This is a genomic window from Clostridium carboxidivorans P7, assembly GCF_001038625.1.
Lineage (GTDB): Bacteria > Bacillota > Clostridia > Clostridiales > Clostridiaceae > Clostridium_AM > Clostridium_AM carboxidivorans.
On sequence record NZ_CP011803.1, the window covers coordinates 982,795 to 1,008,717 of the forward strand.

Genomic DNA, 25,923 nt, shown 5'->3' on the forward strand with positions numbered 1-25,923 from the left:
TACTAATTTCTTTTCAACTCCTTGTTTAATCTTGAGGATATAAAAGTAGCAACTATGGCTTTTAATAAATCTCCTGGTAAAAAAGGAAGAGAACCTGTTATAAATGCTTTTTTTATTCCAATATTAGTGATAAACCCAAGCCATGCTGCACCAATAATATGAACTAATACTATTCCGCCTATAACACAGCCTGCAAACATACCTGTAAAAGATTTGTTTTTTCTTGTGAGAATGCTTATGATGATAGCACCTAAAAGATATCCGATAAAATATCCACCAGATGGTCCTAAAAGAGTTCCAATTCCTGCTCTTCCTCCTGAAAATACAGGTATACCAACACATCCAAGGAGTAAAAAGGTGAACATGCTAAGTCCAGCTTGAAATGGTGTCAGAACACAGCCTGCAAGCATCACTGCCAGAGATTGTCCTGTTATTGGAATAGGACTAAAGGGAAGTGGAATAATAACATAACCTAGAATGGAAATAATTGTGGCTAATAATGAGGAATAAATAATATCTCTTATAGTTAATTTCTTTTTCAATTTAAATTCTCCTATCTATTATGTGAATTTTAATCATTTGTTTGTTATACCTAAAAAATATCACATTTTACATTCCCTCCAGTTTTAAAAAGTTTTTCTAATTTTGCATATGAAAATAATAAATCAATTATCAAGTATTGTCAACTGAAAAAATATAAATGGTTGACAATAGTTCTGGTTTAAAATATATCAATGATGTTTCTTGGAAGTTAAATAGGAGCAAAACTAATTTAATTTGTGGGTTTGCCAGAAAAAAGGCTGTTTTACTAAGAAGTTTACATACAATATGTTGTAAAACTTATTCTTAGTGAAACAGTCTTTTGAAAAACTAAAATTAGTAAGTTCAAAAATCACTAATGGAATTGTTCAATTTGCTTTATGCATATTCAAAAAAATAACAAGTCCATATGCTAGTCTATTTTTTGTAATACTGCGTCGACAGAACCCTTAGATGTCAGTTCTATATTTTTGAGATGCTAGGTAAGTAAAAGGTAATAAAGTAATTATAATAAAGATATATAACCATGGGAGAATTTCATAAGGGGTAAAAACTTTTCCATGAATATCATATAACGTAAATGCTGTTATCAATCGCCACCCAAGCATCAATTGATGCGGCATTACACTTAAAATCTTTTGAAGAATACCTTGCACTCCAATTGATTTATCTAAGATTGCTGGAACCATCATAATTAAAAAAATCAAAATAATTGTAAAAAAGGAGCTTTTCACTTTTGAGGAAAGAAACATTGAAAGTGTACCAATAAATAAGCAAGCTATGTAACCCAATAATACAACCATCCCAAATGCCTGACTGTTGGTTATATGATAAAAGCTTTTCCATCCCCCCATATAAGCCTGCAGAGGGCAATTTCCTCCTTCAATTCCAAACATGAGAAAAATAGGTAGATTAGCTAGGAACATAAACACAAAATACACTAAAGTAATAGATAACAAGCCTGCAATTAATTTGTAAATAATTGCTTTTTTCTTTCCATGTTCTGTAGAAAGAAGAATTGCTGCTGCTCCAGTTTGATATTCAAATGAAAATATAGGTGCTAGAAGTATACAAATAACAAATGCCAGAGCATAAATAACTGCAGCACTATATTCCAATGCTATTGACCAACCATCAGCATAAGAATACTCAAAAGGTGTATTTAACGTTTCTGCAGAATGAATTAAATACCTTTTTTTTCCTGCTGAAAGTTGGTTGGCTTCCTGGCTTTTAAGCCATGTTTTTAACTGATTGATTCTGTTAGAATAAAATTTGTTAGAATTATTTACATCTAACTTATCCATTAAATCGTAATCATAAGAACGAAACTCTGAATAAGAGCAGCAAATCAAAGCTTTAATATCATTAAATTCCTGTTTCTCTGAATACTGCATGTTTGAAAGCTTTGCATCAGAATCCGAAAGTTTAGTGTTAGAGTCAGCGTTTTTTATACTAGCATATTTACTTTGGGAATTAATGGTTTGATTCTTTTCTAGTACCGTTCTAATTCTTTCCTCTGTCAATGGCCCATTCCATGTCATTTTCGCATTTTTAAGCAGTTTTATAGCTTTAATTCCTTTTATATCTGTACCATCAGCGTTAACATATGTTATATATGGTGTACCTTTTATATTAAAAAACAACATAGCTGCAAGATAAAAGGTTAGCACCACAAAGCTGATTAGAACACTTTTTTTACAAAAAATTTTTTTGAATTCATATTTCAAAATCTGCAATTTCATTCACCTCTCCAAAATAGTACATAAATAAGTCTTCTAGTGTAGGAGTAATCTGCCTGGCAGATATAATTGGCTTTTCGCTAGAAATAATTCTAAGTTCTATATTTTCTCCAATGTTTTTCTCATTACTAATCACATACTTTGCACGCAACTGTTCTGCTTCTTTTAATGATGCTTCACAAATCCATATACTATTTTTTATTGGTGTTAGCAAACTTAATACATCACCCTGGGCGATAATACTTCCTTCCTTCATAATTAGAATTTCTTTTGCAATGGAGTCCAGGTCTGATACTATATGTGTGGATAAAAGCACGATCCTTTCTTCAGCAAGGTGGCTTATAAGATTTCTAAAACGTATCCTTTCCTTTGGATCAAGCCCAGCGGTAGGCTCGTCTAAAATTAAAATTTCAGGCTCATTAATTACAGCTTGGGCAATTCCAAGTCTTCGCTTCATTCCTCCTGAAAAAGTTTTGATTTTCTTTTTACTAACTTTTGTTAATGAAACTATCTCTAATAATTCTTTTACACGCTTTTTTGCTATTTTCGGTTTTAATCCTTTTAGGGATGAAATATATAACAAATAATCTTCTGCTGAAAATTCAGGGTAATATCCAAATTCCTGTGGTAGATAACCTAATATCCTTCGATATTTTTCATTAAGTTTTTCAATATTTTCTCCATTATATTGTATTTCACCATTAGTTGGAGTAAGAAGAGTACAAAGCATTCTCATAAGTGTTGTTTTTCCTGAGCCATTGGCACCGAGCAAGCCATATACTCCTTTTTCCAATGTAAAATTAATATGATTCACTGCCATATTATCTTTAAATTTTTTACATAAATCATTAACTTGTAATTGCATTTATATACCTCCAAATTACATCTGTATTTCACAATAATATCTGCTGTATTCTATAATTTTCTTCCCTGCAAAGACCATATAGCAAAAAGAAAGAAACAAAAGTAAATACCAAATTTTCATCTGCAGCATGGCATAAATATGATAATTATTCACTAACACATACCATAAAGCAGCCTGAATAATACATATTCCCAAGGCTAAAACCTCTGAACAAAGCCTTTTTTTCCCGCACAACAAAGAAAAACAAATACAGCTGGTAAAGTTGAAAGGAACAAAAAAATAAATAACAGCCTCATATATGGAAAACTTAACTATGTTCACTGCTGCTATTACTAAAATGGTTGCTATTATTAAATCCAGCATTCCCACAAGAAGTAATCTTGCAAAGTATACCTTTCGCAAATCAAAATAAGTTGTATTTTCTACTTCGTATGCACCAGCTGATATATTTTTCCACAGTTCTGGTATTGCAAAAATGATTAATAGGGGAGTGAGTATAGCGCAATAAGCGGCTTTATTTCCTATAAAATTATATTGATTCATCACTACTAAACTGCACACAGCTGCAAAAAATACAATAATTTGTGTTAGCCAGTAATTTTTACTTAAATACTGCATTTGCTCAAATAAAAATTCTAAACTGCTTATTGGTTCTGAAATTACTTGTTTTAAGTATTGCTTCTTTGAAAGCTCTATTGTTCGTTTCATTTTTTCTTTATCATAAGTAGGTATTTTATAGTCCCAATTTTTATTCATAAAAATCCTCCTTATCCATACTGTTTTTAAGAAATTTTTTACCTTCAGAAAGTCGATATTTAACCAGTGAAAGCTTTATATCAAGTATTTCAGCAATTTCACGTAATTTTAAATTCTGAAAGTAGTGCAGAAGAACAACTTCCTTAAAATCTTCTGAAAGCCTTGAAATTTCTTGCATAATTCCTTCCTTCAGCGTAAGCTCGTCCTGTTCCACTTTACTATTTGTCAATTGTTCTTCCATCAGATCAATAGATTCTTCTTTATGTTTCTTATACTGATTCTTACATAGGTTTCCAGCAATTACATAAAGATAGTTTTTGGCTTTTCCTTTATGAATATAATTGTTAAAATGTCCAAAAAAACGTGTAAAGGTATCCTGTGTAATGTCTTCGGCCAGCCATTTATCATTTAATTTGTAATAACAATATTTATAGATTTCACCATAGTACAATTTTACAAAATCATCTACTGCAGCTTCATCACCCTGTTTCATTCTTCGTATTATGAAAAAATCTTTGTCCACTTCTGCACCTCCTTTCACCAAGTCGAAAAGTACTTTTCATTTAGTATAACAATTTATCTAAGGAAAAAGTTAGAAAAAGTTTTATCTTTTTTATCCGATCGCTACCATTGCTAATACCCCCATCTTTATATGAAACTCCTTCTCCTATTGTCGAAGGAGTAAGTGATTCGCACAAAATCATAGATTTTGGCTCTCTACTTAACTTGGGGATAAGCACTGCTACACGCCTGGATAAGTTCTTCTAAGACTCAGAGAGGTATTCCTCACAAGCAAACTCCACCTGAGTCTAAGAATCACTTGATAAAAGACTATTTTACCAATTTTTGTTTGAACTAGCATAGAAAAAGGGAATCTAAATGATATAATGGTTTTAATGCATAATTTTTACTTAAAAATATACTTTTGAAAAGTGGAGGTTTTTATGAGAACTTTAAAAAGAAGAACTGTACCATTGGTTATTATTTTTATAATTAGTATTTTTTTAGTTGGTTGTGGTGAGACAGCATCAAAAGAATATAAAGAAGAACCTGTAGAAATTATTACACAAAAGGTGGTTAAAGTAGAACCTATAGAATCTGTTAGACAAAAGGTAACAGCACATTTGACAGCAAAAGGCTGCAAAGAAGGGGATTTTAAGCTAACCGTTGAGTATAATAAAGATAATATGAATTCATATAAAGGACCATACTCTATAAATGTAGTTTTTAATGATGAACCAAATGTTATTTATAATTATAGATATAATTATGATTCAGAACTTAAAGATATAGCTCAAACAAGTATATCACCAACGAAAGATAAAAAAGATAAAAACTTTAAACATGCTGAATATTAAAAATCCACTATCTTAAATATAATAAATCAAATTAAAAAAATGAATAATTTATTAGAACACCGCATTATCTATTTAAATTTTGTGGTGTTTTTTTTATAAGTAAATTTATTTGCATATAAATAAAACTACAATATAACATCTTATGCTTAATAGTATTTTTAGAATAATCTACTCATACTAGGGAAAATTATTAAATAATACACACATTATTTAATTTGCTGGGGAGGAATTCTTATGTTTAGTATAAAACCAAAGGATAATATGTTTTTTGATCTTTTCACACAAGGTGTAAAAATTTCAAATTCAGCTGCAAAGGAATTGCGTACACTTATGGACGAACTTGGTAATCCAGATAAAAGGCTTGCAAAACTAACAGATCTTGAGCATGAAGGTGATAAAGTCACTCACAGCCTTATAGAATACACAAATAAAATGTTTATTACACCACTAGATAGGGAAGACATAATTACTATTACTAGAGAAATAGATAATGTTACAGATAATATTGATGCAACGGGACATAGGTTTTATATGTATTACATGGATAAGCCAACAAATGAAGCAATGAATATGCTGGATAAACTTGTAGCAGCTACAAAAGAACTTGTAGATATAGTGTCTGAATTAAAGAATCTTCAAAAGAGCACTACTATGATTGATAAGGTAATATACGTTAATACAATTGAGAATGAAGCAGATCAGATATATAGAGCTGCTGTTAGAAAGCTCTTTGAAAATCCATCAGATGTACTTTATATAACAAAATGGAAGGATATATATAAATATATAGAGGATAGTATAGACTCCTGTGAAAAGCTTGCAAATCAAATAAGAGGAGTTGTTATGAAATATGATTAGTACATTTGTCATAGTTGTTATAGTATTGGCACTGACTTTCGACTACATAAACGGGTTTCATGATACTGCCAACGCCATAGCAACCGTAGTTGGTACTAAAGTATTGACTCCTACTAAGGCGTTATTGATGTCTGCCACATTGAATTTTGTAGGAGCCATGTTAAATACTGAGGTGGCTTCAACTATAGGTAAGGGAATTGTGAAGGAAGGCGTAGCTACACCTGAGCTGATAACTATGGCTCTAATTGGAGCTATTGCCTGGAATCTGATTACCTGGTATTTTGGAATACCAAGCAGTTCTTCACATGCACTCATAGGTGCACTTATAGGAGCTGCAATAGCCTTTCATAAGTTCGACTTTGGTGTTATCAAATGGAAAGGTTTCTTTAATAAAATTATTATTCCTCTTATTACTTCACCTATAGCAGGTTTGATATTTGGTTTCTTGTTTATGATAATTTTAATATGGCTTTTTCATAAGGCTTCTCATACTAAAGCTAGTGGAATTTTTAAAAGGCTTCAGATTGTATCTGCTGCACTCATGTCCTACAGCCATGGTTCAAATGATGCTCAAAAATCTATGGGTATTATTACATTAGCACTAGTGGCTGGTGGATTTTTAAAAAATTTTCAGGTTTTATGGGAAGTTAAACTTGCTTGTGCTGCAGCCATGGCCTTTGGAACTATGTCAGGCGGCTGGAAAATCATCAAGACTATGGGTGTAAATATGATTAAACTTGAACCTATAAATGGTTTTGCTGCTGAAACTGCTGCAGCCATTACTATACAGACTGCAACCTTTATGGGAGCGCCTGTTAGTACAACGCATATTATTACTTCTTCTATTATGGGAGTTGGTGCAGCTAAAAGAATTTCAGCTGTAAGATGGAGTCTTGCAAAAAATATACTTGTGGCTTGGGTGCTGACAATTCCTTGCAGTGCTGCAATAGCTGGGGTGTGTACTTTGATATTTTATAGATAGCTTGTAATAGGATTATTAAATTTATACTATACTCTTTTATAGTTGGTGAAAGTACATTATGTTTATTGACCATGAAATGCACTGTAATCTTTAAAAGTAAAGAAATTATGTTGTAAGTGTAAAGATAAAAACTTAAAACGGGTGTAAATTTAAATTAGGAAGAAGGTAATTTATATGAATAAAGGTAAATTACAAAGGGAATTGTTGAAAGCAAAGTTTAATTTACTTAAGGATATAGAAACAGACCAAAAACAAAAACTTCCGCAACCGCTGCTTCAAAAGTCCGTGAAAGAAGATGAAGAAATAATTATTCTTCCAAAAGTAGATAGGAATGTTATAGTAAAAAGAGATATTTTCGATTGCATAATGGATAGAAGCAGCAACAGAGTTTATACAGAAGAAAGTCTATCATTAGAAGAACTTTCATTTTTGTTATGGAGCACTCAGGGAGTAAAAAAAGTTGTCGGAAAAGTAAATTTTGCGACTTTTAGAACAGTGCCTTCAGGTGGAGCAAGGCATCCTTTTGAAACTTATTTAGTAATAAACAGGGTAGAGGGATTAAAAAAAGGAGTATATCGTTACTTGCCATTAGACCATAAAATTGTGTTTTTGTTTGATAAAAATAATATGGAAGAAGAAGTAACAGAAGCTTTTTCTGGCCAAAAGTTTATTGCTAGCAGTGCAGTTGTATTTATTTGGAGCTGTATACCATATAGAAGTGAATGGAGATATGATGTAGCTGCTCATAAGACAATTCTTCAAGACTCAGGTCATCTTTGTGAAAACCTATATTTGGCATGTGAATCTATAGGTTGTGGAACCTGTGCAATAGGAGATTATAATCAAGAAATAATAGATAAATTTTTAATGCTTGATGGTGAAGAGGAGTTTGTTATTTATGCGGCACCAGTAGGAAAGGTTAAAAATGAATGATAATAATACATAGTGAATAAACAACTCAAAGGATACCTATAGAGTAAATTTTTAATTAAGTAATTGTTGTTTTAATATTAATAAAAATCGTTAAGCAATTAAGATTGTTTAGCGGTTTTTTTGTTATATTCTTTATGGCAATTCACCAAATACAAAATTACTATTAAGTTTTTTAAAATATTCTTTACCATCTGTATATTCAATGAATAGCATTATTTTAAATTTAGTATAGGTTGGAAAAATTTTTGATTAGTAAAATTAATAGTATAAGTAGCGGTATATATGAATAAAAAGATGATTATAGACTGCAAAATTTAGAGCGATAAGCCATAAAAAAACTGTAAGTAGGTTTGTAATAAATTATAAAAGTTAAGAAAAAAGGTATAAAAGTTCAAAAAGTAATAGATAAAAAGAAGGGATTTAGAAAAATATGTAGAATATACTAACCGTACATTTGTAAACACCAATGTATATACAATAATGCAATGAAGTAATTTATTTATCCAAGGAGGAACAAAAAATGAGCAGAAAAAGTTTTTTAAAGAAAGGAATTGCACTAGTTTTAACAACTTTTATAACAGTTGCTTTTACAAGCTGTGGTTTAAAATCAAATCAAGCAAGTGGTGATCAAAAAAGTACTAGTGCTGCAAAAACACTTGTGGTGGTTAACTGGAAGGATTATGGCTCTGATAAAGCAGATGTGGTGAAGGAATTTGAAGATAAGTATAAATGTAAAGTTCAACATATTTATATGTCTTCAGAAGAGGAGCTTTTAACAAAGTTAAGAACTGATGGAAAAGGTAAAATAGATGTGGTACTTCCTAATGCTTCAGTACTTCCAGTGGCAGAAAAAGAAGGTTTACTTGAAGCAATAGATACCAGCAAATTAGAAAATTATAAAAATATAGTAGATAAATTTAAAAGCTTACCTGAAAATAGTATGAATGGAAAGACTTATGCAGTTCCATGGGTTTGGGGTTCTACAGCGTTAGCTTACAATACAAATACAATTAAAGAAAATGTTGATAGTGTTAATGTTTTATGGGATGCAAAGTATAAGGGACAGATTGCATTTAGGGATGACTTTAATGATGCAGTAATGACTGCTGCCATTGCACTTGGACAAAATCCAAATAACCCAAGTGATTTAAATGCAATTAAGAATAAGCTTATTGAACAAAAGGCATTAAACAAGACTTACTGGAAAACTGGTGATGAGTGGTCAAAATTATTTGCAAATAACCAAATAGCTGTTGGGGTTATGTGGAGTGGACAAGCTGCTTCTATGAAAAAAGAGGGCCAGCCAATTAAGTTTGTTGTACCAAAAGAAGGAGCTATTGGCTGGGTTGATAACTGGTCTATAGTAAAGAATGCACCTAATCAGGATTTGGCTTACAAATTTATAGATTTTATGACTAGTAAGGAGTTTCAGCAAAACTGGGCAAAATCAGGTGGACCAGCTCCTACAAATAAGCTTGCCATAGCTGCTCTTGATCCAAAATTAGTTGAGGATAATTCTATGAGCGAAGCAGTATTAAACAAATTAAATTTCATATCCTACCATGACGAAGCAACAAAGAAGGCTTGGAACGAATTATGGCAAGAGGTTAAGGCAAAATAATCTATTTATAGGAGAGTTTCTATATCAAAAGTTAACTCTCCTTATATAACTATACATTGGATGAAAAGTGAGATGAATGGAGGGGTAAAATGAAGAAGAGATATTTGCTTATGAGTCCTGCACTTTTTATTCTAATTGCCTTTGGTATTGTACCATTGTTCATAATGCTTTATTTTAGTTTTTTAAGTGATGGGCAAACTGCAAGTTTTACATTGAAAAATTATATAGATTTTTTTTCAAAGGGATTATACATAAAATTAACAGTAAAAACTATAAAGATAAGCCTTATTGTAACTAGTAGTTGTCTATTGGTAGCTTATCCTATGGCATATATTATGGCTAAAATTGTGCGAAAAGGAAAAGGCATTATGCTGCTTCTTATTATCATACCATTTTGGACAAGTGAACTTGTACGTGCTTATTCCTGGGTAAATCTTCTAAGGGATGGAGGAATATTAGAAATATTTTTAAGAAAACTTCACATTATTGGAGGAGGAAACTTAGGCATATTGTTTACACAGGCAGCAGTAATAATTGGGCTTACACATATTTTTTTCCCATACATGGTTATTACAATTTATATGTCTTTGGAGAAGTTAGATGATTCTATTATAGAAGCTTCTAAAAGTCTTGGAGCTACCAGTTTTAATACCTTTAAAAATATTACTCTTCCCTTGAGTAAAGTAGGAATTTTGACTGGAGCTATTCTGGTTTTTGTACCATGTCTTGGAAGCTTTGTTGAGCCTAGAATATTAGGTGGAGTAAATGGTTCAGTTATAGGAACAATCATTGAAGATCAATTTTTTGAAATATACGGATGGAATTTTGGTGCGGCAATAGCTTTTATACTTCTTGCTTTGGTATTAGTATCCTTAGGCATATTTTCCAAGTTCAACAGAGAGGTGTAATTGATGAAAAAGAAAATTTTTGGATGGACTTATGCTCTATTGGTATTTATATTCCTATATACACCAATAATTGTACTGGCATTGATGTCCTTTAACAAATCAAGATATAACACACTTCCTTTTAACTTCAGTACGGAGTGGTATTTGGAGCTTTTTAATGATATAAAGCTTATAAATGCAGCAACAAATAGTGTGTATATTGCCTTTATTACAGCTATTATTTGTGTGGTTTTAGGAACTGCTTTGATGCTTGGAATACCTGAAGAAAGGAAAAAAGTAAGTAATATTGTAAATTCAATAGTACTTATGCCATTGACAATTCCCTGGATTATTATGGGGTTGTCTTTATTACTATTTTTAATGAAGCTTGGTTTAAATAAAAATCTATTTGTATTAATAATTGGACATGTTATTATTTCACTGCCTTATGCAGCATTGGTAATAGGAGCTAGAATTTCGGATATGGATAAGTCAATAGAGGAGGCCTCATACAGCCTTGGAGCAAATGAATGGACAACTTTTAGAAGGATAACACTGCCTGCTATATTGCCAGCAGTCATTGCAGGAGGCTTTTTGTCTTTTATGATATCCTTTGACAATTTTGTTATTTCTTATTTTCTTATTCCTACAGGTAATAGTACTTTGCCAATTGAAATATATTCTTCAATCAAATTTGGATTTACCCCAGAAATTAATGCAGTAGCAACAATTATTTTGGTTGTTTCCCTGGCAATAATTATACTTATTGCCCTGCTTATGAAGTCATCTCTTAAGAATATATTTAGGAGGAAAGCTTAAATGTCATATTTTCAGATAAAAAATTTAAGTAAAAAATACGATTCCAATACAGTTTTAGATAAAGTAAATTTAAATATTGAAAAGGGAACCTTTTTGTCTTTACTTGGACCTTCCGGATGCGGAAAAACTACAACTTTAAGAATTGTGGCAGGTTTTGAAAGCTCAGATGAAGGAGATGTAATAGTAGAGGATAAAGTTATCAATAAAATTCCTGTGTATAAAAGAAATGTAGGAATGGTTTTTCAAAGTTATGCATTGTTTCCTCACATGAATATTGAACAAAATATTGCCTATGGACTTGAGCAGAGAAAGGTATCAAAAAGCGAAATTAAAAAAGAAGTATCAAAAGCAATAGAAATGGTACAGCTCACTGGCCTTGAAAAGAGAAAACCTAAGCAGCTATCTGGAGGACAACAGCAGAGAGTGGCCCTTGCTAGAGCATTGGTAATTAAACCAAGTTTACTGCTATTAGATGAAAGCTTAAGTGCACTGGATAAAAAGTTGAGAGTTGATATGCAGGTTGAATTACGTCAAATTCAGAAAAAAGTTGGGATAACGACAATTTTTGTTACACATGATCAAGAAGAAGCTTTAACAATGTCTGATAAAATAGCTGTCATGAACAAAGGAAAGATTATGCAGCTAGATACCCCTCATAATATTTATGAAAGGCCAATCAACTCTTTTGTAGCAGGATTTTTAGGACAGTCAAATTTCTTTAAAGGAGTAATAACAGACATTAATAATGATATTTACAGTATTAAAATGGAAAATGGTCACAATGTAAATATAGAAACAGAAGATAAGCTGAATTTAAATCAAAATTATATTTTTTCAATTAGACCAGAGAAAATTAGTATTGAAAAAGAAAAACCTGATAATAAAACTTCTTTAATGGGAGTAATAAAATTCATTACTTATGCAGGTAATTTATCAATATACAGGGTTGATGTAATGGGGCAAGAAGTCATAGTACAGCTGCAAAATTTCTTTGGAGAAGAAAAATTTAAAAATGGAGATAAGGTCTATTTAACTTGGGATAAAGCAAGTAGTGTTATTTTAAATGAGTAATGTAGGTGGTTTTATGAAAGCAGATAAAGAAAAGAAAGTACTTGTCATGGGAGGTTTAATAGTTGATAAATATATTGTGACAGACAAATATCCTCTAAAGGGAGAAGATGTTTTAATTACAGATTCCTTTAACAGAGTTGGCGGATGTACAATAAATGTTGCATCTACGCTGAATAACCTTGGAGTTGATGCATATCCTGTATCTACTATAGGTGGAGATGAAAATGGAAACATAATAGAAAAATATCTGCTGGAAGCTAATATTAATAAAAATTGTGTAATTGTAGAGAAAGATAAAAATACAGGTTACTGCTTGGTGATTTTAGATGGTACATCAGAGAGAACCTTTATGACTTATAAGGGATGTGAGGAGGAGTTTTCTTGCAACCTTATAAATCGTGATTTGTTGAAAGAAATTAAATTTGTTTATTTAACAGGGTATTATCTTTTAGGAAGTTTTGCAGCAGAAATATTAAGCTTTATAAAAGATATCAAGGAACTAGGTGCTTCTATTATGTTTGATCCAGGTCCATTAGTAGATGAAATTCAGTCAGAAATACTACAATTAGCTCTAGATTTATGTGATATTTTTATACCTAATGTTAATGAAATAGAAAAAGTTAAAATAAAGCTAAATATAACTCAAGAGTTTGGTGAATTGGCAGAAAAAAATAAAATACAATATGTGATTATTAAAAATGGAAGTAAAGGAGTCACTGCTTATAAAGGAAACAAAAAATATGAAAGGTTAGCTTATAGTGTAAAAGCAATAGATACTACAGGAGCAGGAGACAGCTTTGCAGCAGGATGTATTTATGGATTTTTGAATGAAATGGAATTTGAAGAAATATTAAATGTAGGCAGTGCATGTGGTGCTTTAAATACTACTTTTATAGGACCAAATGGGAAATATGGTATAGAAAATATAGAAAGGCTTATGAAGGAGGAGAATGACAATGCTTGATAGGGCATATGGAACTTTAATAGGTTCAGCTATAGGTGATGGAATGGGAATGCCTGCATCATTTATGACACCTGATCAAATAAAAAAATCCTATGGGAAAATTGTAGGATTCAACAAACCGTCATCAGAACAGATAGCACATGGTTCATTAAATGAAGGAGAAATAACGGATGACACCGAGGAAAGCATTATTATAGCATCAGTTTTAATAGAAAAATTCGGCTTTCATAGAGAATTATTTGTAGATAAAATGAGAGAATGGGCAATTAAAAATAAAATGCTGGAAACAACAGTTATTGGACCAAGTACAAGAAGATTTTTAACTTCTATTATTAATGGAGAAGACTATATTAAGGCAGGGAGGCTTGGAGATACTAATGGAGGTGCTATGAGGGCAGCTCCTATAGGAATTTTTCATCATGGAGATATAAAAATGGCCACAGAGGATGCCTTTGAATCGGCTGTTGTATCACACGGGAGCAAGCCAGGAGCAGGTTCTACTTGTGCAATAGCAGCAGCAGTGGCTTGTGCTGTGGAAGGAAAGGTTTCAATTGATGAAGTAATGAAATCAGCAATTTATGGAGCACATTATGGTGAAGAAAATGGATACGACATACCAGCACCTTCTATCGAAGAAAGAATAAAACTTGCCATAGAGGTTGCAGATAGAAATAAGGATAAAAGTTTAGATGAAGTTTCTAAAATGTTATATCGTTTAATTGGAGCTGGTATGAAAAGCTATGAATCAATCCCTTTAAGTTTGGGTGTTTTTTATGCAGGTGGTGGAAATTATGAAAAATGCTTAACTGCAGTAATCAATATTGGTGATGATGCAGATACTAATGGATCCATAGTTGGTGCACTTTGTGGTGCCTTCAAGGGTGCTTCAAATATTAGAGATGAATGGAAATCATATATAGAAAATACTAATCACATAGATTTTTATAAGATGGCTAAAGACATTCTTTCTGCCAGAAACAAAATTATAAGAAAAATTTAAATAAAAGAGTTTAATTCAGTTTTAAACGTGAATTAAGCTCTTTTGTATTAAAAAAGTATTCTAATAGAATATATCTTTCAAATCTACATTTAAATCACTAAATATAGCTGAAGAAATTATATCATCCTTTAAATAGACCATTGGTTCATTGTAAGACTGAATATCTTTATTAAAAACAAGTTATAAATTGAGAGGGAGAACAGAGATTTCTATTGAGTGCTAGGTAAGCAATAAAAAATGTTGCATAAACTTAGTCACGTGTGTCTCTATATTAAATAGAGAGTATATTGTAGCATATAGCATAATTAATAATATTATCTTCAATAAACACATGTGTTACTAAATTTTTTATATATACTTACATGATAACATATCACTTGTCGCTTGAAGGAGCGGCAAACAGAAACAAAATGTGCTTCAATGTAATAAATAATGACGCGGGGTGGAGCAGTTGGTAGCTCGTCGGGCTCATAACCCGAAGGTCACAGGTTCAAGTCCTGTCTCCGCAACCAAAAGTAAAGATGGCAATTTAATTTGCTTGATATTATTTTTAATCTTCATTATATATCTTTATATTGAGTTTGTTATTACTAAGTTGGTAGTAATTTACTGATTGACAGATAGCAATAAGCATGTTAAGATGTAAATCCAGTCGCTGATAGCGGCAAGATCCTTGAAAATTAAACAGAGTGAAAGTAAGATATAAATCTTATTTTAAATAAGCCAGTATTAGTTAAACTAACAAGTTTAACATCAAGAAATTTGAGTACAGATTGAGCTTTTAAATTGAGAGTTTGATCCTGGCTCAGGACGAACGCTGGCGGCGTGCTTAACACATGCAAGTCGAGCGATGAAATCCCTTCGGGGATGGATTAGCGGCGGACGGGTGAGTAACACGTGGGCAACCTGCCTCAAAGTGGGGGATAGCCTTCCGAAAGGGAGATTAATACCGCATAACATTAGTTTTTCACATGAATTACTAATTAAAGGAGTAATCCGCTTTGAGATGGGCCCGCGGCGCATTAGCTAGTTGGTGAGGTAACGGCTCACCAAGGCCACGATGCGTAGCCGACCTGAGAGGGTGATCGGCCACATTGGAACTGAGACACGGTCCAGACTCCTACGGGAGGCAGCAGTGGGGAATATTGCACAATGGGCGAAAGCCTGATGCAGCAACGCCGCGTGAGTGATGAAGGCCTTCGGGTTGTAAAGCTCTGTCTTTGGGGACGATAATGACGGTACCCAAGGAGGAAGCCACGGCTAACTACGTGCCAGCAGCCGCGGTAATACGTAGGTGGCGAGCGTTGTCCGGATTTACTGGGCGTAAAGGATGCGTAGGCGGATGTTTAAGTCAGATGTGAAAATCCCGAGCTTAACTTGGGAACTGCATTTGAAACTGGATATCTAGAGTGCGGGAGAGGAGAATGGAATTCCTAGTGTAGCGGTGAAATGCGTAGAGATTAGGAAGAACACCAGTGGCGAAGGCGATTCTCTGGACCGTAACTGACGCTGAGGCATGAAAGCGTGGGTAGCAAACAGGATTAGATACCCTGGTAGTCCACGCCGTAAACGATGAATACTAGGTGTAGGAGGTATCGACTCCTTCTGTGCCGCAGCTAACGCAATAAGTATTCCGCCTGGGAAGTACGATCGCAAGATTAAAACTCAAAGGAATTGACGGGGGCCCGCACAAGCAGCGGAGCATGTGGTTTAATTCGAAGCAACGCGAAGAACCTTACCTAGACTTGACATCCCCTGAATTACCTGTAATGAGGGAAGCCCTTCGGGGCAGGGAGACAGGTGGTGCATGGTTGTCGTCAGCTCGTGTCGTGAGATGTTAGGTTAAGTCCTGCAACGAGCGCAACCCTTATCATTAGTTGCTACCATTAAGTTGAGCACTCTAGTGAGACTGCCCGGGTTAACCGGGAGGAAGGTGGGGATGACGTCAAATCATCATGCCCCTTATGTCTAGGGCTACACACGTGCTACAATGGTGAGTACAGAAAGATGCAAGACCGTGAGGTGGAGCAAAACTTTTAAAACTCATCTCAGTTCGGATTGTAGGCTGAAACTCGCCTACATGAAGCTGGAGTTGCTAGTAATCGCGAATCAGCATGTCGCGGTGAATACGTTCCCGGGCCTTGTACACACCGCCCGTCACACCATGAGAGCTGGCAACACCCGAAGTCCGTGAGGTAACCGTAAGGAGCCAGCGGCCGAAGGTGGGGTTAGTAATTGGGGTGAAGTCGTAACAAGGTAGCCGTAGGAGAACCTGCGGCTGGATCACCTCCTTTCTAAGGATTAAAAGTCTAAATGACTTTTAATGAGTAATTTAGCCATTAGGCGGTAAAATTACTCTGGGTCGTTAGACTAAAAGCTTGCACTTAATTGTGTAAGTGACTGGAACTGTTTAATAGCTCTGTTTAATTTTGAAGAATCTAATTCTTCAAATTGTTCTTTGAAAATTGCACAGTGAATATAACTTTTAAATAAAAGTAAAGCTAAAGGTAAAACTACTTATTATATAAGTAAAAAACCTTTGTAGATTTTAACTAAGAAAATTAGTTAAATGAAATTCCACAGTAAAACTGCGGAGTGCAATTTGGACCAAATTATCAGGTCAAGCTACAAAGGGCGCATGGTGAATGCCTTGGCACCAGAAGCCGAAGAAGGACGTGATAAGCTGCGATAAGCTTTGGGTAGGCGCAAATAGCCTGAGATCCAGAGATTTCCGAATGGGGAAACCCACAATGCTAACGCATTGTACTGTAAGCTGAATACATAGGTTTATGGAGGTAAACCCGGGGAACTGAAACATCTAAGTACCCGGAGGAAGAGAAAGAAAAATCGATTTTCTAAGTAGCGGCGAGCGAAAGGGAAAGAGCCCAAACCAGGAACTTGTTCCTGGGGTTGCGGATAGATCATAAATACTGTGATTTCTTAATTGAAGAGAGCTGGAAGGCTCCGCCGTAGAAGGTAACAGCCCTGTAAGTGAAAGGAAATAGCAGTCAGATCTACTCCAGAGTACCACGAGACACGTGAAACCTTGTGGGAAGCAGGGAGGACCACCTCCCAAGGCTAAATACTAACTGGTGACCGATAGTGAAGCAGTACCGTGAGGGAAAGGTGAAAAGAACCCCGGAAGGGGAGTGAAATAGAACCTGAAACCGTGTGTCCACAACCGGTCGAAGCACTTTTATGTGCGACGACGTGCTTTTTGTAGAACGAGCCAGCGAGTTACGGTATGTAGCAAGGTTAAGTACTTAAGGTACGGAGCCGAAGGGAAACCGAGTCTGAATAGGGCGAAAAGTTGCATGTCGTAGACCCGAAACCGGGTGACCTATCCATGGCCAGGATGAAGCGGAAGTAAAATTCCGTGGAGGTCCGAACCACGTTGGTGTTGAAAAACCATGGGATGAGCTGTGGATAGCGGAGAAATTCCAATCGAACTCGGAGATAGCTGGTTCTCCTCGAAATAGCTTTAGGGCTAGCGTTGAGATTGAGTAGTGGAGGTAGAGCACTGAATGGGCTAGGGGCTGACAACAGTTACTGAACCCTATCAAACTCCGAATGCCATATACTTGTATCTCAGCAGTCAGACTGCGAATGATAAGATCCGTAGTCAAAAGGGAAACAGCCCAGATCATCAGCTAAGGTCCCAAAGTGTAAGTTAAGTGGAAAAGGATGTGGGATTTCTAAGACAACTAGGATGTTGGCTTAGAAGCAGCCACTCATTTAAAGAGTGCGTAATAGCTCACTAGTCAAGAGATCCTGCGCCGAAGATGTCCGGGGCTAAAACTTACCACCGAAGCTATGGGCTCGAAAGAGCGGTAGAGGAGCTTCCTGTATGGAGTGAAGTCGTACCGAAAGGAGCGGTGGACTGTACAGGAGTGAGTATGCTGGCATAAGTAGCGAGAAATAAGTGAGAATCTTATTGGTCGAAAATCTAAGGTTTCCTGAGGAAGGCTCGTCCGCTCAGGGTTAGTCGGGACCTAAGCCGAGGCCGAAAGGCGTAGGTGATGGACAATCGGTTGATATTCCGATACCACCAACTGACGTTATTACAAATGGGATGACGCAGGAGGATAGGATGTGCACACTATTGGATGTGTGTCTAAGCACTTAGACAGATCAGACAGGCAAATCCGTCTGGTTAATGTTGAGGTGTGATGGGGAGTGGCTTTATGCCGCGAAGTATCTGATTCCACGCTGCCAAGAAAAGTCTCTATGGAGGATGTTGGTGCCCGTACCGCAAACCGACACAGGTAGATGAGGAGAGAATCCTAAGACCATCGGAAGAATTGTTGTCAAGGAACTCGGCAAATTGACCCCGTAACTTCGGGAGAAGGGGTGCCTATGAAAGTAGGTCGCAGAGAATAGGCCCAAGCAACTGTTTAGCAAAAACACAGGTCTCTGCTAAAGCGAAAGCTGAAGTATAGGGGCTGACGCCTGCCCGGTGCTGGAAGGTTAAGGGGAATACTTAGCGCAAGCGAAGGTATGAACTTAAGCCCCAGTAAACGGCGGCCGTAACTATAACGGTCCTAAGGTAGCGAAATTCCTTGTCGGGTAAGTTCCGACCCGCACGAATGGCGTAATGACTTGGGCACTGTCTCGACAACAAATCCGGCGAAATTGTAGTGCAAGTGAAGATGCTTGCTACCCGCGATTGGACGGAAAGACCCCGTAGAGCTTTACTGCAGCTTAGCATTGAGTTTCGATATTGTCTGTACAGGATAGGTGGGAGACTGCGAAACAGGGGCGTCAGCTTCTGTGGAGTCATCCTTGGGATACCACCCTGACAGTATTGGGATTCTAACCGGCGGCCATGAAACTGGTCACGGGACATTGTTAGGTGGGCAGTTTGACTGGGGCGGTCGCCTCCAAAAAAGTAACGGAGGCGCCCAAAGGTTCCCTCAGAACGGTTGGAAATCGTTCGAAGAGTGCAAAGGCAGAAGGGAGCCTGACTGCGACACATACAGGTGGAGCAGGGACGAAAGTCGGGCTTAGTGATCCGGTGGTTCCTCGTGGGAGGGCCATCGCTCAACGGATAAAAGCTACCTCGGGGATAACAGGCTGATCTCCCCCAAGAGTCCACATCGACGGGGAGGTTTGGCACCTCGATGTCGGCTCGTCGCATCCTGGGGCTGAAGTAGGTCCCAAGGGTTGGGCTGTTCGCCCATTAAAGCGGCACGCGAGCTGGGTTCAGAACGTCGTGAGACAGTTCGGTCCCTATCCGTCGCGGGCGTAGGAAATTTGAGAGGAGCTGTCCTTAGTACGAGAGGACCGGGATGGACTGACCTCTGGTGTACCAGTTGTTCCTCCAGGAGCATGGCTGGGTAGCTATGTCGGGACGGGATAAACGCTGAAAGCATCTAAGCGTGAAACCCACCTCAAGATTAGATTTCCCATAGCGTAAGCTAGTAAGACCCCTTGAAGAACACAAGGTTGATAGGTCAGAGGTGTAAGCATGGTAACATGTTCAGCTGACTGATACTAATAGGTCGAGGGCTTGACCAAAATGTTTTATGAAACTCCACAGCTGAAGCTGAGGAGTACTGATTTGTTACCAAAATCAAAGATTTTGACAAATCAGCACTGTGCAATTTTGAGATAACAAAATCTCTAAAATTAAATAAATCTGGTAATTATGACATAAAGGTAACACCCGTTCCCATTCCGAACACGATGGTTAAGCTTTATAGTGCCGATGGTACTGCAGGGGAGGCTCTGTGGAAGAGTAGGTCGTTGCCAGGTAATCAAAAGGTGACTAAGTAATAATTTGCTTAGTCATCTTTTTTTTATACATATAAAGTCACATTATACAAATAATAATCTATAATTATTAAATATTATAGGTGGTTAAATGAAAAATAAAAATAGCAAAATTACAAGTATATTATCTAAAATTTCATATAAAAAACCTAAGCATGATGAGCAATTTTATATACCAGAATTAATTCCAGAAGATGACAAACAGAGTGCCAAGAAACAGTATGCTAATGGACAAAAGAATGATGCATCAAAAAATGATAGTTCACAAAATAAAAATAATGAGGAAAGTGGTATTCCAAATAATATTGATGACAACTTAAAATATATGAAGAAAAGCTTTAATTATCCTTTAAATAAGGATATAAAAATTCGTGAATTCAAGATATTTGGAAATATAAGAGCATTTATTATATACATTGATGGTATGGTAGATAGAAATATTGTGAATAGAGATATTTTAAGGCCATTACTGAGAAATAACTCATCAATAAATCAGGAAGAGTGCACTGTTGAGAACATACTAAATAGTGTTATAGAAACAAATGAAGTTGAAAAGGTAACTAACATGGAGGATGCTATATATGGTGTGCTTTTAGGGGATACAGGAATATATGTAGATAATTGCAATTACTATATTTTTTGTGAAACGAAGGGTTATGAAAAAAGGGCAGTTGATAAACCACAGGTTGAAAATGTTATAAGTGGATCGCAAGAAGCTTTTAATGAAAACTTAAGAACTAATACTGTTTTAATTAGAAGAATTGTGAGAAATAATAATCTTGTAACAGAATTTTTAAAGGTTGGAGAGAGAATTAACAAACCTTGCGCCATAATGTATATAAATGATTTGGTAAACCCTGCATTAGTAAAAGAAGTAAAAAGAAGAATTAGCAGCATAAATACAGATTTTATTACTGGTGATGGAATGTTAGAACAGCTTATCGAAACAGAGTCAAAGTCGCTGCTGCCAACCATTTTAAGCACTGAGAGGCCAGATAGAACTGCTGCCAGTCTTGTGGAAGGAAAAGTAGCTATAATTTCTGATGGAGAGCCTTTTGCATTAATAATTCCTGTTACTGTAACTGAAATGCTTCATTCTCCAGAAGATATGAGTGTAAGACCTTATTATGGAACATTGTTAAGGTTTATAAGAATATTTGCCCTTTTTGTTGCTACTCTTTTACCAGGGTTATACATTGCAGTGACAAACTTTCATCAGGAAATGATACCTACTGAACTTTTAATAGCAATAGGCACTGCAAGAGAAAATGTACCATTTCCAACTATACTTGAAGTTTTACTTATGGAAACTTCCTTTGAACTTATAAGAGAAGCAGGCGTGAGAGTTCCTGGTACTCTTGGTACAACTATTGGTATTGTGGGAGCATTAATATTAGGGCAGGCAGCAGTTCAAGCAAGTTTAATAAGTCCTATATTGATAATTATTGTTGCTATAACTGGACTTGGAAACTTTGCATTGCCCAATATACCATTTGCTTTTGGAATAAGAATAATGAGAGTAATGTTTATAGCTGCTGGAGCAACTTTAGGCTTTTATGGAATATCACTTTTAATAGTAACTTTATTAATATTAATGATGGATATGAAATCCTTTGGAGTACCTTATATGACGCTTATTGAACCAAAAGGAAGAAAAAGTCATGATATTTTAAGAAGAAGACCTGTATGGCAGCAGGAGTTTAGACCAGACTATACCAATCCTTTAGACATAAGAAGACAGCCTGAGATTTCAAGAAACTGGACTACTGAAAAGCCTGAATACAGCCATAAAAGAGGAGATAGTAATGAGTAAAGGTGGTAAATTCAGTACATATGAGGGAATATTATTTATGACCATTATTATATTTTCCAAAATACTGTATACCAGCCCAGCTGTAGTAGTTAAACAGGTTGGAACTGCATGCTGGTACTCTACGCTAATTTCCTGTGCTGCAGCTATAATTTCATTTTTGCTGGTATGTGTGTTATTAGGTAGGTTTCCAGGAAAAAGCTTAGAAAAAGTTTTTGAGGCTGTTTTAGGAAAAGTACTAGGAAAAGTATGTGGATTATTATTTTCCTTATACATACTTTTTTATGCTGCTTCAAGTTTAAGAGAATTTCTTGATGTAATAAAGGTATATAATCTTCCAGACACACCACCTAGTGTTATAATGATAACTTTTATAGCTGTTTCTATGTTAATTGCTTATAAGGGAATTGAAAGTATTGTTAGAGCTTCATGTATAAGCTTTTATTTTATTATATTTGGATTGATTATTATTTTACTTATGGCAGCTCCATATTATAACTTTGACTATATAAAGCCTTATTTTGGTTATGGATTAAAGAAATCTCTCTATGTAGGCTTACTTAGGAGTTCAGCTTATGAGGAAGTATTAACACTTGCTATAGTTATTACATCTCTTCATAGTGTAAATGATTGTAAAAAGATAGGAGTTACAAGCTTAATCCTTACAGGAATCATATTCAGTATTTGTTTTATATGTTACTTAGCTACTTTTCAGTATACCATGGGTAGTGAAAACTTGTCTGGAATGTTTCAACTATCTAGAACTATATATTATAGCAGATATGTACAGAGAATAGAATCCATATTCCTTTTTATTTGGGTGATAGCTTCATTATTAACCACATCAACTGCTTTTTATCTTTCAATAAGAGTTTATTGCCAGAGTTTTGATATAAAAGATCATAGACCTTTACTGTTACCTTTTGCACTTTTGATGTATGTAACAGCACTTCAACCTAAGAATGTATCAGAACTAATAAATATAAATTTATTGTTTATTAGACAATATAGTTATTATCCTAACTTTGGTATACCTATTTTAGTACTAATAGTATCATTGATATTAAGAAAAAAGGAGGGAGGAGGTAATGCGTAAAGTAGTTTCTACTATTCTAATTATACTGACATTCTCAAGCTTATTGCTAACAGGATGTAAAGATTCTTCAGAGGTTGATGATAATGTGTATGCTGTAGTAATTGGACTTGATAAGGGTATTAATAATAAAGTTATGGTAACAATACAATATCCAGTTTATATGCAAACTAATGGAGAAGGTAAAGGATCAGGAATGGGCACTAATGGAAGTAATGCAAATGTGCATTCTGTTGAAGGCCCTTCAATGCTTGAATGCATAAATTTAATGAATATGGCAATATCACGCAGAATTTCATTAGTTCACACAAAAATGCTTGTAATTTCAGAAGACTTTGCAAAGGAGGGAATAGGAGATTTTCTTTCTCCTCTTGCAAGATTTCGTGGAGTGAGAAGGACTATGTTTGTTGTAGTTACTAAAGGAACGGCAGCATCCTTTATACAGGAGAATAAAACCAATATAGGACCAAGTCTTACAAAATCTATAGAATTAATGATGGCACAATCAAAAAACACTGGATTTTTTCCCCCAGAAAATTTTCATAATTTTTATAGAGATATACTTTCTAATTATGGTAACTCCGTTGCAATTTATGCTGGATTAAATGAAGGGAAGAATATACAGCTAGAAGGGGGTAAAAGAAAGTCCCAATTGGTTATAGAAAAAGATATAAATCCAGGAGAGATGCCAAGGATAGGAACATCTAAAAGGGAGTTTGTAGGTAGTGCTTTATTTAATGGAGATAAAATGGTGGGAAGTTTGAACCCTTATGAAACAAGGTATACGATGATGGTTAAGGGACAATTTCGTCAGGGTATTATGACTATTGAGGATAAAAAATCTCCTGGCGAGGGGATAATAGTAAGCATAAGAAATGGAAGACCCCCAAAGATTAATGCTAGGTTTGAAAACGGGAAGCCTGTAGTTGATATAAATTTAAATATTGAAGCTGATATTGGAGCAGTTCACAGCAGAATAAATTATGAAAGTTTAAATCTTATTGAAAATCTGAATAAACAGCTTCAGGAAGAGATAAAGGATGGTGTGGAGAAGGTTATTGAAAAGACTAAAAAAGAGTATAAAACTGATGTATTTGAATTTGGTAAAAAATTTGCAGGATATTTTCCAACCATACCGGAATGGGAAAATTATCATTGGCTTTTTCATTATCCAGAAACAAAGGTAAATGTAAATGTAGTAGTTAATGTAAGGCGAACTGGACTTATGTTGAATTCCAGTCCTATTATGGAAAGACCTAATATAAAGTAGGAGGAGTGAATTTTTATGAAAATTATGCTATCCTTAATTATTATTGCAGCTTGTTATTATAGCTTTTCCTATGGCATTTATTTATGGAAAATTGAAAAAGAAAAGCTTGCTAGTTTTGGAGTATTGCTGCTAACTTTTTTGGGGACTGTGATTCCTATAGCAGCTGTATATATTATATTGTAATAGTCAAATTTATTTGATAAGATTAACACATGACTTATGTAAAATTTCAATAAGCAATAAAGTATTTGAGGAATTAAAATATGATAAAAGATAATAATATTGTTCAAAAAAACTTTGTTCTGAGTAACTCTTTAGTATTAATTATGGCTGCAGCTAGTGGCATAACTGTTGCAAATTTATATTATATTCAGCCTTTATTGGGAGACATTGCAAGGGCTTTTCATGTACTGCAAGGAAGCATAGGTGCTGCAGCTATGCTTACGCAAGTAGGTTATGCTCTAGGAATGTTCTTTTTTTTACCACTAGGTGATATAAAAGAGCGCCGATCACTTATTACTTTAATGTTATATTTCACTGCTGCAGCTCTTATAATAATGGCTGTATCTTTTAATGTTAAAATGATTTTTATAGCTTCCTTTGCAATTGGTTTTACCTCAATTGTTCCACAGCTTATTGTTCCATTTGCTGCACAACTGGCCAAACCAGACGAGAGAGGTAAGGTGATTGGAAATGTTATGAGTGGTCTGCTTATAGGAATATTGGTATCTAGAACATTTAGTGGATTTATAGGGGCAAACTTTGGATGGAGAACTGTATACAAAGCTGCAGCTGTCATGATGTTTCTTTTAGCAATAGTACTTAAGAAATTGCTGCCTGTGAGTCCTGCTAATTCAAGCATAAAATATAGTAAATTAATAAGTTCTCTATGGCAATTGATAAAAAGCGAGAAGGTGTTGAGGGAAACATCTCTTATTGGAGCCATGATGTTTGCAACATTTAGTGTATTTTGGACATCCCTAATTTTTTTACTAGAAAGCCCAATCTACAATTTAGGGACTGAAACTGCAGGACTATTTGGATTAGTTGGAATTACAGGTGCTGTAGCAGCAACGTTTGTTGGAAGAATAGCAGATAAAAAAAGTCCTAAATTTACAGTAGCAGTAGCTATTTGTATTTCTACTTTGTCCTACATATGTTTTTGGACCTTTGGCTTTAAAATGTTGGGACTAATAATTGGGGTTATTTTATTGGATATTGGAGTTCAATCAGCTCAGATTTCTAATCAAGCTATAATATATGCTTTAAATCCTGAAGCACGTAATAGATTAAATACGGTGTACATGGTTTCCTATTTTATAGGTGGTGCATCAGGGTCCATATTAGGGTCATATGCATGGCAGCACTTTGGATGGAGTGGAGTTTGTGTTGTTGGTCTATTGTTTCAAGCAATAGCAATTATGACATGCTTATACGAAAAAGTAAATAATTAGTATAGGAGAGGGGCTGTCGCATTAATAAATTTATATACAATATATTGCCTCGTAAATAAATGACAAGCACAATATGTTGTAATGTTTATTCTTGGTGTGATAGCCCCATCATTTTTTGTACCTTAGGGGTA

Annotated in this window: 20 protein-coding genes, 1 tRNA gene and 3 rRNA genes; 19 read left to right on the forward strand and 5 right to left on the reverse strand. The window is 34.9% G+C overall.

What is annotated here, in order from left to right:
- Positions 1-2: 2 nt before the first annotated feature.
- The 5 genes from Ccar_RS04225 to Ccar_RS04245 all read right to left on the reverse strand — a co-directional run bounded on the left by Ccar_RS04225 (position 3) and on the right by Ccar_RS04245 (position 4,423).
- Positions 3-542, reverse strand: a complete 540-nt coding sequence (locus tag Ccar_RS04225; protein ID WP_007061903.1) for a biotin transporter BioY — start codon at positions 540-542, stop codon at positions 3-5.
- Between the two features lie 447 nt (positions 543-989).
- On the reverse strand, positions 990-2,282 hold the full coding sequence (locus Ccar_RS04230; protein WP_007061902.1) for an ABC transporter permease subunit: 1,293 nt from the start codon (positions 2,280-2,282) through the stop codon (positions 990-992).
- Positions 2,257-3,144 carry an ABC transporter ATP-binding protein gene (locus Ccar_RS04235; protein ID WP_007061901.1) on the reverse strand — a complete coding sequence of 296 codons (888 nt, stop codon included), beginning with the start codon at positions 3,142-3,144 and terminating at the stop codon, positions 2,257-2,259. The genes Ccar_RS04230 and Ccar_RS04235 overlap by 26 nt, the downstream gene beginning before the upstream one ends.
- Positions 3,145-3,159: 15 nt before the next feature.
- Positions 3,160-3,900, reverse strand: a complete 741-nt coding sequence (locus Ccar_RS04240; protein WP_007061900.1) for a hypothetical protein — start codon at positions 3,898-3,900, stop codon at positions 3,160-3,162.
- Complete coding sequence (locus Ccar_RS04245; protein ID WP_007061899.1) at positions 3,893-4,423, reverse strand: RNA polymerase sigma factor; 531 nt, start codon at positions 4,421-4,423, stop codon at positions 3,893-3,895. Before Ccar_RS04245 ends, Ccar_RS04240 begins: the two co-directional genes overlap by 8 nt.
- Positions 4,424-4,844: 421 nt before the next feature.
- Here Ccar_RS04245 and Ccar_RS04250 point away from each other — a divergent pair, with 421 nt between their 5' ends.
- The 19 genes from Ccar_RS04250 (at position 4,845) to Ccar_RS04335 (ending at position 25,792) form a co-directional block, all read left to right on the forward strand.
- Positions 4,845-5,258 carry a DUF3139 domain-containing protein gene (locus Ccar_RS04250; RefSeq protein WP_007061898.1) on the forward strand — a complete coding sequence of 138 codons (414 nt, stop codon included), beginning with the start codon at positions 4,845-4,847 and terminating at the stop codon, positions 5,256-5,258.
- Between the two features lie 234 nt (positions 5,259-5,492).
- Complete coding sequence (locus tag Ccar_RS04255; protein WP_007061897.1) at positions 5,493-6,116, forward strand: DUF47 domain-containing protein; 624 nt, start codon at positions 5,493-5,495, stop codon at positions 6,114-6,116.
- Positions 6,109-7,098, forward strand: coding sequence for an inorganic phosphate transporter (locus tag Ccar_RS04260; RefSeq protein ID WP_007061896.1), 990 nt, complete (start codon positions 6,109-6,111; stop codon positions 7,096-7,098). Before Ccar_RS04255 ends, Ccar_RS04260 begins: the two co-directional genes overlap by 8 nt.
- Positions 7,099-7,272: 174 nt before the next feature.
- On the forward strand, positions 7,273-8,031 hold the full coding sequence (locus tag Ccar_RS04265) for a SagB/ThcOx family dehydrogenase (RefSeq protein WP_048029909.1): 759 nt from the start codon (positions 7,273-7,275) through the stop codon (positions 8,029-8,031).
- Between the two features lie 520 nt (positions 8,032-8,551).
- Complete coding sequence (locus Ccar_RS04270; RefSeq protein ID WP_007061893.1) at positions 8,552-9,652, forward strand: ABC transporter substrate-binding protein; 1,101 nt, start codon at positions 8,552-8,554, stop codon at positions 9,650-9,652.
- 89 nt (positions 9,653-9,741) lie between these two features.
- Positions 9,742-10,560: an ABC transporter permease gene (locus Ccar_RS04275; protein ID WP_007061892.1), complete on the forward strand. Its 819-nt coding sequence runs from the start codon at positions 9,742-9,744 to the stop codon at positions 10,558-10,560.
- A 3-nt stretch (positions 10,561-10,563) separates the two neighbouring features.
- A complete protein-coding gene (locus tag Ccar_RS04280; RefSeq protein WP_007061891.1) occupies positions 10,564-11,358 on the forward strand; it encodes an ABC transporter permease in 795 nt (264 codons plus the stop codon).
- Positions 11,359-12,429: an ABC transporter ATP-binding protein gene (locus Ccar_RS04285; protein WP_007064592.1), complete on the forward strand. Its 1,071-nt coding sequence runs from the start codon at positions 11,359-11,361 to the stop codon at positions 12,427-12,429.
- 13 nt (positions 12,430-12,442) lie between these two features.
- Positions 12,443-13,393, forward strand: a complete 951-nt coding sequence (locus Ccar_RS04290) for a carbohydrate kinase family protein (protein ID WP_007064593.1) — start codon at positions 12,443-12,445, stop codon at positions 13,391-13,393.
- Complete coding sequence (locus Ccar_RS04295) at positions 13,386-14,393, forward strand: ADP-ribosylglycohydrolase family protein (RefSeq protein WP_007064594.1); 1,008 nt, start codon at positions 13,386-13,388, stop codon at positions 14,391-14,393. The genes Ccar_RS04290 and Ccar_RS04295 overlap by 8 nt, the downstream gene beginning before the upstream one ends.
- A gap of 436 nt (positions 14,394-14,829) precedes the next feature.
- Positions 14,830-14,905, forward strand: a tRNA-Met gene (locus Ccar_RS04300).
- 270 nt (positions 14,906-15,175) lie between these two features.
- Positions 15,176-16,687 (forward strand): 16S ribosomal RNA (locus Ccar_RS04305).
- A 324-nt stretch (positions 16,688-17,011) separates the two neighbouring features.
- Positions 17,012-19,910 (forward strand): 23S ribosomal RNA (locus Ccar_RS04310).
- Between the two features lie 120 nt (positions 19,911-20,030).
- Positions 20,031-20,147: ribosomal RNA gene (gene rrf / locus Ccar_RS04315) — 5S ribosomal RNA — on the forward strand.
- Together the 16S, 23S and 5S rRNA genes with 1 tRNA gene alongside form the textbook arrangement of a ribosomal RNA operon.
- A 109-nt stretch (positions 20,148-20,256) precedes the next feature.
- Positions 20,257-21,978 carry a spore germination protein gene (locus Ccar_RS04320; protein ID WP_007062213.1) on the forward strand — a complete coding sequence of 574 codons (1,722 nt, stop codon included), beginning with the start codon at positions 20,257-20,259 and terminating at the stop codon, positions 21,976-21,978.
- Positions 21,971-23,071 (forward strand): GerAB/ArcD/ProY family transporter, encoded by a 1,101-nt coding sequence (locus tag Ccar_RS04325; protein ID WP_007062212.1) that lies wholly within the window; start codon positions 21,971-21,973, stop codon positions 23,069-23,071. Before Ccar_RS04320 ends, Ccar_RS04325 begins: the two co-directional genes overlap by 8 nt.
- The gene (locus tag Ccar_RS04330; protein WP_007062211.1) at positions 23,064-24,338 is read left to right on the forward strand and encodes a Ger(x)C family spore germination protein; all 1,275 of its coding nucleotides are present in this window, start codon (positions 23,064-23,066) and stop codon (positions 24,336-24,338) included. The genes Ccar_RS04325 and Ccar_RS04330 overlap by 8 nt, the downstream gene beginning before the upstream one ends.
- Before the next feature lie 15 nt (positions 24,339-24,353).
- Complete coding sequence (locus Ccar_RS26970; protein WP_007062210.1) at positions 24,354-24,521, forward strand: hypothetical protein; 168 nt, start codon at positions 24,354-24,356, stop codon at positions 24,519-24,521.
- 80 nt (positions 24,522-24,601) lie between these two features.
- Positions 24,602-25,792, forward strand: a complete 1,191-nt coding sequence (locus tag Ccar_RS04335) for an MFS transporter (protein ID WP_007062209.1) — start codon at positions 24,602-24,604, stop codon at positions 25,790-25,792.
- Positions 25,793-25,923: the final 131 nt, after the last annotated feature.